11 protein-coding genes are annotated in these 11,460 nt (G+C 55.1%); 4 read left to right on the forward strand and 7 right to left on the reverse strand.

Annotation, left to right across the window (positions count from 1 at the left end):
• Positions 1-127: 127 nt before the first annotated feature.
• The 7 genes from ACTUHY_RS10850 to ACTUHY_RS10880 form a co-directional block, all read right to left on the reverse strand.
• Entirely contained in the window at positions 128-760 is a 633-nt protein-coding gene (locus tag ACTUHY_RS10850; RefSeq protein WP_442827726.1) for a flavodoxin, read from the reverse strand.
• A 21-nt stretch (positions 761-781) separates the two neighbouring features.
• Positions 782-1,027, reverse strand: a complete 246-nt coding sequence (locus ACTUHY_RS10855; RefSeq protein ID WP_074707868.1) for a hypothetical protein — start codon at positions 1,025-1,027, stop codon at positions 782-784.
• Entirely contained in the window at positions 1,020-1,463 is a 444-nt protein-coding gene (locus ACTUHY_RS10860) for a carboxymuconolactone decarboxylase family protein (RefSeq protein WP_442827727.1), read from the reverse strand. The genes ACTUHY_RS10855 and ACTUHY_RS10860 overlap by 8 nt, the downstream gene beginning before the upstream one ends.
• 109 nt (positions 1,464-1,572) lie before the next feature.
• On the reverse strand, positions 1,573-3,330 hold the full coding sequence (locus ACTUHY_RS10865; RefSeq protein WP_442827740.1) for a 1-deoxy-D-xylulose-5-phosphate synthase: 1,758 nt from the start codon (positions 3,328-3,330) through the stop codon (positions 1,573-1,575).
• A gap of 234 nt (positions 3,331-3,564) precedes the next feature.
• Positions 3,565-4,902, reverse strand: a complete 1,338-nt coding sequence (locus ACTUHY_RS10870; RefSeq protein WP_442827728.1) for an SGNH/GDSL hydrolase family protein — start codon at positions 4,900-4,902, stop codon at positions 3,565-3,567.
• Positions 4,903-4,937: 35 nt separating this feature from the next.
• Positions 4,938-5,171, reverse strand: coding sequence for a hypothetical protein (locus ACTUHY_RS10875; RefSeq protein WP_442827729.1), 234 nt, complete (start codon positions 5,169-5,171; stop codon positions 4,938-4,940).
• Positions 5,168-5,587 carry a cupin domain-containing protein gene (locus ACTUHY_RS10880; RefSeq protein ID WP_012938915.1) on the reverse strand — a complete coding sequence of 140 codons (420 nt, stop codon included), beginning with the start codon at positions 5,585-5,587 and terminating at the stop codon, positions 5,168-5,170. The genes ACTUHY_RS10875 and ACTUHY_RS10880 overlap by 4 nt, the downstream gene beginning before the upstream one ends.
• A 110-nt stretch (positions 5,588-5,697) precedes the next feature.
• Here ACTUHY_RS10880 and ACTUHY_RS10885 point away from each other — a divergent pair, with 110 nt between their 5' ends.
• From ACTUHY_RS10885 to ACTUHY_RS10900, 4 genes are all read left to right on the forward strand, one after another.
• Positions 5,698-6,594 (forward strand): LysR family transcriptional regulator, encoded by an 897-nt coding sequence (locus ACTUHY_RS10885; RefSeq protein WP_442827730.1) that lies wholly within the window; start codon positions 5,698-5,700, stop codon positions 6,592-6,594.
• Positions 6,595-6,733: 139 nt separating this feature from the next.
• The gene (locus ACTUHY_RS10890) at positions 6,734-8,641 is read left to right on the forward strand and encodes an acyl-CoA dehydrogenase family protein (protein WP_442827731.1); all 1,908 of its coding nucleotides are present in this window, start codon (positions 6,734-6,736) and stop codon (positions 8,639-8,641) included.
• 16 nt (positions 8,642-8,657) lie between these two features.
• Positions 8,658-9,869, forward strand: coding sequence for an FprA family A-type flavoprotein (locus ACTUHY_RS10895; protein ID WP_442827732.1), 1,212 nt, complete (start codon positions 8,658-8,660; stop codon positions 9,867-9,869).
• Between the two features lie 121 nt (positions 9,870-9,990).
• Positions 9,991-11,457: a WG repeat-containing protein gene (locus ACTUHY_RS10900; RefSeq protein WP_442827733.1), complete on the forward strand. Its 1,467-nt coding sequence runs from the start codon at positions 9,991-9,993 to the stop codon at positions 11,455-11,457.
• Positions 11,458-11,460 lie beyond the last annotated feature (3 nt).

The raw sequence follows: 11,460 nt of genomic DNA on the forward strand, positions 1-11,460 counted from the left end.
GGAGTACCATAATACACAGTTAGGTTTTTCATAGCAGTTAAATTCTAACACGAAAAAGGACTTTCGATTCACAAGAATCGAAAGTCCCTTTCGTTTTCATGGAGCTATTATTTCACAGCCCCTTTTTTTATTTCACCCCCAGACTCTTCACCCAGTCCTTCACCTGGCTGTCCTGGAGGGTGCCGGTGAAGCAACGACCCTGGAGCCAGCTGCCTTTGCTGCCGGCCATTTCCTTCAGCTGGTCGGCGCTGCTGCCCATGCCGGAGCTGTAAGCGGTGGCAAAGGGAATCACCGTCTTGCCGGTGACGTCATTGCTCTTCACGAAGGTATCCATGGGCCAGGCGGCAATGCCCCACCAGATGGGATACCCGACGAATACGGTGTCATAGTCCTGCCAGTTGGCGGGTTTGGCGTTCTTCAGAGCCACGTTCCGCAGGCTGGGGTCATCATGTTCCTGGTAGACCCGGGAACTTTTGTTGTTGTAATCCAAGTCTGCGGTCGTATAGGGATTTTCCAGATCCAGCAGGTACAGATCCCCGCCGGTCTCCCCGGCAATGGCCTTGGCCACCTGTTCCGTCCGGTGAGTATTGGTGTAATAGACCACCAGTACCTTTTTGGCCTTGGCAGGCGCTTTTTCCGCAGCCGCCGTACCCGCTGCCTTGCCCCCGCCATTCTGGGCAGCCTGCTGTCCGCCGCAGGCCGTAACCGCCAGCAGAGACAGAGCCATGCAGACGATGGAAATCGCTTTTTTCCATTTCATGTTGTTTTCCTCCTTGTTCCTCTATGATTTTTCCTGCTGTTTTTTCTCCAGATGGTACAGGAGATAATCCACATTGGTGAGTTTTTCCTGCTCCCGGTAGAGCTTTTTCAGGATTTCCTTCCGGTACTGCCGGAGGCACCGGCACTGACACCGTCCGTTTTTTTCCTGGAGGATCTTGTGGATAGCCTCTTTTGGGCATCCTGCCGCCAGGAGTCCTTCCCGGCTCAGGATTTCCGTTTTGTAGGGTTCCGTCCCCTTCTCATTCATTTCCATATACTTCTTTGGCGTACCGGAAGGCCGCCCAGGCTTTGGGCCAGCCGGCGTAGAATCCCAGCTGGGTGATGGCCTGGACCATTTCTTCCCGGGTTACCCCGTTCTTTTTGGCGGTGGCCATGTGGTACTGGAGGGAACTGTCCGTGAGCCCCTGGGCAATGAGCGCCGTCACTGTCACCAGGCTCCGGTCGTGGAGGCTCAGTTTGTCGTTGGCGCTCCACACTTCACCGAACAGGATGTCATCGTTGTAGCGGGCAAAGTCCGGGGCAAAATTCCCCAGCTGATCCCGTCCTGCGGTTTGCACGATTTTGACCGTTTTTTTTGTTTCATTTTCCATGGCTGCTGCCTCCCCCAAATGTATGCCCACGCAAGTCGTCATGACCAGGGCCAGTGCGAAACCAGCAAATTGTTTCAGGCGTCCGTCCATCATGATTCCTCCTTCGGGTTATCTCTTAGATGTATCATAGCAAATCCGCTCTTTCATATTAAATGCTTATCGTTCATCCATGGCAATAAGTAAAATGTATGAAAAAGGAAGCTTACAAAAGTGCCAGAATATCTTCAGCCGCCAGCTGGGGCGTCAGATGGTTTTCTTCCGCCAGCCTGGCGTAGTCATAGCGGTCATAGAAGGCCTTGGGGATGCCGAAATTCAATATGCGCATATCCGTTTTGCCATAATAGCTGGCGATCTTTTCTCCGAAGCCACCGGCCAGACAGCCATCTTCCATGGTTGCAACGACAGTATGATCTTTCCGCAGCTCTTCCAGGAGCTCTGTATCGAGGCCGGTGAGATAGCGGGGATTGATGACCGTGGCGTCGATACCATGAGACTGCAGTTCCCTTGCCGTCTGTTCTGCCAGGCCATAGAAATTGCCGGCACCCAGGAGAGCTACCTGGGAACCTTTGTGGGTCATGGCAAAACGGTTCAGCTCCCTGTACTCCTTTTGGGCTTTCACTGGATAGAGGGAACCATTTGCAAAAACCGGTACAGGCACCCGGATGGCCACAGGATGGTTTTCCTGTGCAATGGCCCAGTCCAGCATGGCCTTATATTCTTCCAGGGTTGCAGGCGCCAGATACACCAGGTTCGGGATGTTGCTCAGCAGCGGGATATCATAGAAGCACAGATGGGTTACATCATTCATGCTGTACATGGATGCCCCGAATACCAGGAACGTGGCCGGGTTGTGATTCACGCACACATCCTGGGACAACTGGTCGTACGTACGCTGGAAGAACGTGGCATAACTGGCAAAGACGGGATGCATACCGCCTTTGGCAAGCCCGGAAGCCATGGAGACAGCCTGTTCTTCGGCAATGCCCACATCGATATACTGGCTGCCTGCTTCTTTCCGACGTTCCGGCGTAAAACCCATGACCATGGGTACAGCAGCCGTCATAGCCACCAGTTTCGGGTCTTTTTTCATCTGCTGCAGCAGAAAAGCCGCAGTGGCTTCACCATACCTGTCCGTATAGGGCTCCCTGACCTCGCCCGTTGCCAGGTCGAAGGGCATATGCCAGTGCCAGTCTTCTTTGTTCTTTTCTGCCGGAGCGTAGCCCTTGCCCTTCTGGGTGACAATGTGCACCACCACAGGATGGTCAATATCCCTGACTTCCTCAAACGCACGGATCAGGGCTTCCACATCATTGCCGTCGGCCACGAAACGGTAGTCCAGCCCGAAGGCACGGAACAGATTGTCCGCTGCCTGCCCATTGGTTTCCCGGAGTTTCTTGATGCCCTTGTACATGCCGCCGTGATTTTCCGCGATGGACATGTCGTTGTCATTGAAGACCACGATGAAATTCGTACCCAGTTCCCCCACGGTATCCAGCCCTTCAAAAGCCATACCGCCGGAAAGAGAACCGTCGCCGATGACGGCAATGATGTTCTCTTTGCCACCACGCAGGTCACGGGCCTTGGCCAGACCACTGTCCAGAGAAATGGAGGTGGACGTATGGCCCACGTTGAAGAAGTCGTGTTCACTTTCGTCCGGATTCGTATAGCCGGACACATCATTGTAATGGGCCTGGTCCGTATAAGCCTGCATGCGTCCGGTCAGCATCTTGTGGGGATAGGACTGGTGGGACACGTCATAAACGATTTTATCCTTCGGCGAATCGAATACGGTATGCAAAGCCACTGTCGCTTCCACAATGCCCAGGTCCGGGCCCACATGGCCCATATGGACACTGGCCCGCTCCAGCAGTGCCTTCCGCATTTCGCAGATCAGTTTCTGCCGTTCCTGGGGATTCAATTTTTTCAAGTCTTCCGGTCCTTTGATTTTTTCTACCATCAGAATTCTCCTCTCATTTTTCTTTCGCATCGTCGTAATTGTGTACCTTCGTGCCGCCAGCGTATCATTTTTCCTTGATGGTCACGTTGCCTGGCTGCATCTGTGAAATATGATTCTCCCCTTCCAGCCCACGGCCACCAGGAAAAAGGCCACCAACACCATTACCATTTTTTTCATGGCTGTTTCTCCTCTCATGTTTTCTCGTTGTACAGGGACGTAACCCGTGGACGCTTTTCATCACAGCCGCCCAGCCATAGACCTATTGATGGTCTGGGCCATGATTTGTTTCATGTTCCAGTCTCCGTGGATCCCGTCCAGGGAAAGTTCCGTGGGTAGGTCCTCCCCGGTTTCAAAGGGGGCCGCCACATCAATGTGGTCCCGGCTGCGGATATAGGCATTGACTTGGGCAAAAGACTGACGCCAGTTGTCCGCCGTGGGTTCGTCAAAGGCCTTCTGGATGTTGGCCGGATTGAGGGGTGGCAGGGTAAGATAGATGGGATGGATGCCCAGTGCTTCCGCCTTTTGCCCTATTTCTTCCAGATCCCGGATCACCTCTTCCGCCGACACCCCGGCACGGAGGCTGTTGGTGCCACCCATGATCAGCAGGTATTTCAGATGGAAGGGGCGCACATCCCGGCCGAACCGTTCCACCATCATGGCGCTGGTATCTCCGCTTTCCGAAAGGTTCACCGTGGGGAAGTCCAGATAATGACTGTAGCTGTAGGCATAGTCCACCGGACTAAAAGAAAGATGCCCTCCCCCGTGAGAGATGCTGTCTCCATAGATACCTACTTTCACTTTCCGGGAGGGTCGGGTGGTGAACTTCTGAGGAAGGCTCCACTGGCCCACCGGTTTCCCCTCTTTGTCCATGCCCCGGACCCTCCAGTAATAAGTTCCCACCCGGGGATTTTCGTCATACAGGTCCGTAAGAGAAGTGACCCGGGAAAAGACCCGATATCGGGAAGGAGCCGTCCCATCCGGATTCTCCGGTCTCTGGTCTGTCACTTCCACTTCATACTGAGTGGCTCCCGGATTCCCGGTATAGGCATAGACAGGATACAGCAACAGTGAACCGTTGATATCCTGCATCCGGCTTCGGGGGACCGGTGCATTCCGTTCCACTTTCTGCAGACTGCTCTGAACTGCTACAGCCTGGGAATAATTCCCAAGGGGTCGCCCATCCAGGTCAAAAGCCCGCACCCGGTAATAAAGCACACCGGTGGTCTGTTTCTTCCGGAGTTTCTCCATGGGCAGCAGGGCCTGGGCAGAATAAATCCGACTGTTCCGGTATAGAGCCCCGGCGGCTTCCCGAGCGGAATCCAGATTGAGAGGAATACCATCCAACACTTCCAGTTCATAGCGGACCGCATCCAACTGTTCCGGCCAAGTGAGCAGTCCCAGGTCCGCCCGGTCCACTTCCAATGCTGCCTGCCGGTTCTGAGCCGCCACAGGGGAAAAGCCGACCACCCGACGCACCGTACAGGAGCTGGCCAAAATCACCGGGATGGCCGCCAGAGCCAGAAAGCTCATGCCCAGTGCCTTCTTTTCCAGACTGGTCAGTATGTTTTTTGCCATGATGCTTCCTTCTTTCTTTGTTCATCAAGGTCCTTTTATTGTCTTTTCTCCAGATGGTACAGGAGATAATCCACATTGGTGAGTTTTTCCTGCTCCCGGTAGAAATTGGCCAGGAGCTCCTTCCGGTACTGGCGAAGGCAGCGGCACTGGCACCGGCTACTTTTTTCCTGGAGGATTTTCCGGATGGTCTCTTCCGAACAGCCGGCCGCCTGGAGTGCTTCCTGGCTCAGAATGTTTTTTTTGAGACTTTCCGCCCCTTTCTCCTTCATTTCAGCCTGCCATATTCTGCCGGATCCACCGCTTCGCACCATTCATTGCTGGTGCCTTCTCCAGGCACTTCCAGAGCCAGATGCTGGAAAGCGGAATCCGGAGCCGCCCCGTGCCAGTGCTTCACTTCCGGAGGGATGTTTACCACATCCCCGGCTTTCAGTTCCTGGGCCGGCTTTCCCCATTCCTGGTAATAGCCCCGTCCGGCGGTGACGATGAGGATCTGTCCGCCTCCGTTGGCTGCATGGTGGATGTGCCAGTGGTTCCGGCAGCCCGGTTCAAAGGTCACCACCGCTGTGACCACCTGCTGGAGGGTCAGCATGTTCAAATAGCTCTTTCCATCAAAATATTGGGCATACCCTGTATTTTCTTTTCCCAGGGCAAAGGGGCTCGTTTTTTCCAGTTCTTGCAGATCCATATGATCGACTCCTTTCCTGTCATGGTTGTATTGTATTCCATCTTCTTTCAGATGTATAATGCTTATAACAAGTAGTTAAAAATACGTTTTTTCTATCACAGGAGGGAATCATGGAAATCCGTACCCTGAAATATTTCCTGGCGGTGGCCCGGGAGCAGAACATGACCGAAGCCGCCAATGTGCTGTTCGTCACCCAGCCCACCCTGTCCCGGCAGATGGCGGACCTGGAAAAGGAACTGGGCAAAAAGCTCTTTGTCCGGACCAACCGGAGCACCACCCTGACGGAGGAAGGAATGCACCTGCGCCAGCGGGCAGAAGAGATCCTGGCCCTGGTGGACCAGACCAAAGAGGAGATCAGGGAAGACGACATGGACCTGACCGGCTGCATCCGGGTGGGAGCCGGGGAAACCCAGGCCATGCACTGGATCACCGACACCTTCGGGGAACTCCATCAGGAATATCCCCGTCTGACCATCGAACTGTTCACCAACAACGCGGACGGAGTCCAGGAGCGATTGGAACACGGACTGCTGGATTTTGCCCTGTTCATCGAGCCTTTCAACCCGGAAAAATACAACTTTCTCCGTCTCCCGGAACCGGACCGGGTAGGCATCGTCACCAGTCTCCGCAGCCCCTGGGCCCATCTGGACAAAGTGACCCCCAAAGAGCTCCAGGCCATGCCCCTTCTCATTTCCTCCCGGACCACCCAGAATACCTTTGATTTTTCCCGCTGGTCCGGCGGCCAGGTAACTCTGGAAAATCTCCAGGTGGCTGGCCGTTTCGACCTGATTGGCAACGCGTCTCTCTTGGTCCGGACCGCTCAGATCAATGTTCTCGGATTGGACAATCTTCTCCAGATCGAAACCCAGGGCCTGAAGTTCATCCCTCTGGATCCTCCCCTGTCCACCGGCAGCCTGGTGGCCTGGAAAAAGTTCCGGCTCCTGTCCCGTTCTAGCCAAGTGTTCCTGGACCGGCTGAAGCAAAAACTTTCTGATTTTTCCCATTGACAAAGGTATATGAAAAGTGTACTATTGAACTGTAAAATAATAGAATTATTATTAAAATAATTTTATTTTTAAATTGGTATGCTAACCTAACTGAAAGGTATCTGACAAGTTGATTTTCCATGACAGAGGAGGTACGCGTATGTTATTCACCACCACACAGGAACATGAAGAATTTCGTGCCAAAGTCCGGGGCTTCGCGGAAGCCAAGATCAAACCCATTGCGTTCATGCTGGACAAGGAAAACAAATTCCCTGATGAACAGGTCAAAGAAATGGGCGAACTGGGATGGATGGGCATCCCCTTCCCCAAAGAATATGGCGGTGCCGGGCTGGACTACATCAGCTACGCCATTGCCGTGGAAGAACTGGCCCGGGTGGATGGGGGCGCTGGTGTCATCCTGTCCGCCCATGTGTCCCTGGGGTCCTACCCTATCTTCGCTTTCGGTACGGAAGAACAGAAACGGAAATACCTGGTTCCCTTGGCTTCCGGGAAAAAGATCGGTGCCTTCGGCCTGACGGAACCCAATGCCGGGTCTGACGCCGGGGAGACAGAAACCACCGCGGAATTCGATGGGACCCACTGGATCCTCAACGGGAACAAGATCTTCATCACCAACGCCGGCAAAGCCGATACCTATGTGGTGTTCGCCGTAACAGAGCCGGGGAAAGGCACCCGGGGCATCAGCGCCTTCATCGTGGAAAAAGGCATGCCCGGCTTCACCTTCGGGGACCATTATGACAAACTGGGAATCCGCTCCTCCGCCACGGCGGAACTGATCTTCAACAATGTGAAATTGCCCAAGGAAAATCTGCTGGGCAAACGGGGCCAGGGCTTCAAGATTGCCATGGCCACCCTGGACGGCGGCCGGATCGGTATTGCGGCCCAGGCGCTGGGGATTGCCCAGGGTGCCTACGAAGCGGCTCTGAACTATTCCAAGGAACGGATCCAATTCAACGCCCCCATCTGCCAGAACCAGGGTGTTTCCTTCAAGCTGGCGGATATGGCCACCAAGCTCCGGGCCGCCCGGTTCCTGGTGTACAGTGCTGCGGAACTGAAACAGGAACACCAGGATTACGGCATGGAAAGCGCCATGGCCAAGATGTACGCTTCCGATGCAGCGGTTTCCATCACCAATGATGCCCTGCAGATTTTCGGCGGCACCGGCTACCTGAAGGGCATGGATGTGGAACGGTTCTACCGGGATGCCAAGATCACCACCATCTACGAAGGTACCAACGAAATCCAGCGGGTGGTCATCGCCTCCCACATTACGGATAAAATGTCCGTGGCCAAGCACGGGGGCGCTCCCAAACAGAATGCAGCCATCACCGGCGCCCGGAAGAAACAGATCTTCAAGGACGGCACGCCGGAAGAACAGGTAGCTGCCCTGGTGGAAGCCTTGAAGAACGACGGCTATGACTTCACCGTGGGCATTCCTCTAGATACCCCTATCTCTGATGCGGAACGGGTGGTCAGTGCCGGCAAGGGCATCGGGGAAAGAGCCAACATGAAACTGATCGAAGACCTGGCCCGTCAGGCCGGTGCTGCCGTAGGTTCTTCCCGTCCTGTGGCGGAAACCCTCCAGTATGTGCCCATTGACCGGTATGTGGGCATGAGCGGACAGAAGTTCAACGGCAACCTGTACATTGCCTGCGGCATCTCCGGTGCGGTCCAGCACCTGAAGGGCATCAAGAATGCCACCACCATCGTGGCCATCAACATCAACGCCGGCGCTCCCATCTTCAAGAACTGCGACTACGGCATCGTAGGCGATGTGAAGGTGATCCTGCCGCTTCTGACCAAGGCCCTGAACAACGGCCAGGCCAAGAAGCCCGCTCCCCCCATGGTCAAGATGAAGAGACCTCTGATCCTGAAAGATATGCCGGAAGGCCGGTACGTCTGCAAGGGATGTGGGTATGAATACAACCCGGATCTGGGCGACCCGGATGCGGATGTGAAACCGGGAACCAAGTTCCAGGATCTGCCGGAAGACTGGGTCTGCCCGCTGTGCAACTCCGCCAAGACTGAATTCGTACCCGTAAAGTGAGAAAAGGAGCATAACTATGGAATGTGTAAGAAAATTAACCAATGAATTATATTGGGTCGGGGCGGATGACCGCCGGCTGGCACTGTTCGAAAACATCCATCCCATTCCCCGGGGCGTTTCCTACAACTCCTATCTGCTGCTGGACGAAAAGACCGTGCTGTTCGACACGGCGGACTGGTCCGTGTGCAAGCAGTTCCTGGAAAACGTGGAAGGAGTCCTGAAAGGCCGGAAGCTGGACTACCTGATCATCAACCATGTGGAACCGGACCATGCGGCTTCCATCGAAGAAGTGCTGCTCCGTCACCCGGAAACCACCGTGATCAGCAATGAACAGGCCTTCACCCTCATGGACCAGTTCGGCTATCGGGTGGAAGGGGAAAAACAGATCGTGGTGAAGGAAGGCGATACCCATAAGTTCGGGAAACACACCATCGCCTTTGTGGCGGCTCCCATGGTCCACTGGCCGGAAGCCATGGTCTCCTTCGACCTGACCACCGGTACCCTGTTCTCCGCCGATGCCTTCGGTTCCTTCGGAGCCCTGGGCGGCCGGATCTTCAACGACGAAGTGGATTTCGACCGGGACTGGCTGGATGATGCCCGTCGGTACTACACCAACATCGTAGGCAAATACGGGCCCTTCGTCATGGACCTTTTGGGCAAGGCCAGCCAGCTGGACATCAAGATGATCTGCCCGCTCCATGGGCCGGTATGGCGGAACAACATCAAATACATCGTGGACAAGTACATCCACTGGGCCACCTATGAACCGGAAGAAAAAGGCGTGCTGCTGGTCTATGCCTCCATGTACGGTAACACCGAAAGCACTGCTTCCGTGCTGGCGTCCAAGCTGGCGGAAAAGGGCATGACCAACATCGCCATGTACGATGTATCCAAGACGGACATTTCCTATCTGATCTCCGATGCCTTCAAGTACAGCCATCTGGTACTGGCTTCGGTGACCTACAACCTGGGGATCTATCCCAAGATGCTGAACTTCCTGGAAGACATGAAGGCCCTGAACCTGCAGAAACGGATTGTGGGCATCATCGAAAACGGCTCCTGGGCCTGCACCGTGGGCGGCCTGATGACCGAATTCCTGGAAAACAACCTGAAGGCCATGACCGTCCTCCAGGACGGCGTAACCATCAACTCCCGGATGACCGGAGGCCAAGAACGGAGCATGAACGATCTGGTGGATGGGATCCTGAATTCCATGAAAGAAGCATAAAAAAACAGGGTGGCTGTTGCTTGCGCAACAGCCACTTTTTCTTTACGGATAACCATTCTATATGATATAATTTTTTCATTGTTTCGTCGTTTTATATCTTTATTTACTGAAAGGAGACGGTATGCGTCACTTTGCTTCCCTGAAATCCTCTTTGTTCCTGGCTGCCCTGGCAGCTTCTCTTTCTCTTCCCTTGGCCGCCGCAGCGGAAAAAGGAGCTGAGCTCTATTCCCACGAACATCGGGAATCCCACACCACCACCCGGACAGAATCCTCTACCCACACCTCCTCTTCCACCACATCCACCCATTCCAGCAGCAGCGTCAGCCTGGACAAAGAAGGCTCTGCAGAGATCCTGGGCCATATCCTGGTTCCCAATCCCCATCTGAAAGTGCCCCGGCTGGACCGGATTTCCCGTCAGGCTTCCCTGACACCGGTCTTTGCCGGCAGGGACCAGCAGGGCCGCTGGGGGCTTTGGGACAGCCAGGGACGGCAGCTGCTGGCCCCTCGTTTCAAAAAACTGGAAGCCGGTGCAAACGGATCGATCATAACCTGGGAAGGGAAAGACGCTCCCCGGTATCTGACCCGGACCGGCCAGCCGGCCCCGGACCCCATCTCCCTGGAAAATCTCCATGCCTTCAAAGAAAAGGGCCGCTGGGGCTTCCAAGATGCCTCTGGAAAAACCGTCCTGCCCCCGGTCTACCAAGCTGTACTCACAGGATTCAGCGAAGGCATCGCCTTTGTCAAAAACAGCAAAGGCAGGACCGTGGCCATCGATTCCCAGGGCAAGGAACTTTTTGCAGCACCCTATGACCAAGTCTTCCCCTTCCAGGACGGCCTGGCAGAAACCCGGCGCAAAGTCCGTTCTTTCAACTGGGCCAGTGCCGTCGGAGCAGCCCTGGGCTCTACCCTGTGGGATACCAACGTATACGATCCTGCGTCCCCCCTGAGCCTGACTTGGGACGGAGTGAAACGGGGTTATATCGACCGGTCCGGCCAGGTCATCATCGATGACCGGAACGATGCCGTGTTCCCCATGACTCCCTGGGGCACTTTTGTGAAAGACAAGGGAGAGCTGTGGTTCGCCGACCGGCAGGGAAAGATCTTGTTCGGGCCGGGAAAGTATGATATCAGCGGCGGCGGCCTGGACGAGGCAGAAGGCCTGGGGGCCATCCAGGACAAAACCAGCGGGAAATACGGTGTGGTAGATCTCAGCGATGGGACTCTGCGCCTGCCCTTTGCCTGGGACGGCATCCAATTCCTGGGCGGGCAGCGGATGCTGGTCAAAGAAGGTTCCTCCACCCAGCTGGTTTCCGAAACCAGCGGGCAGGTGCTCCGGACCTGGCAGGATCCGGCGACGGTCATCCCTTTCGGGGCTGGAGCAGAAGTCACCTGGCTCCAGGAAAGAAAGACCTTCCGGCTCATGGACCGGGAAGGGAACCTGCTGCCCGTCCGGATCCCGGCAGATGTGACCAAAGCCGCCTCTTTCCAGGGCAAGACAGCTCCCGTCAAAGGAAAGCAAGGCTGGGGGCTGATGGATGCCCACGGAAACTGGCTGGTCCAGGGACTGAAAGAAATCAAAGTTTTATAAGAC

The sequence above is a fragment of the Acidaminococcus nyctereutis genome, assembly GCF_052216985.1.
Classification (GTDB): domain Bacteria; phylum Bacillota; class Negativicutes; order Acidaminococcales; family Acidaminococcaceae; genus Acidaminococcus; species Acidaminococcus fermentans_A.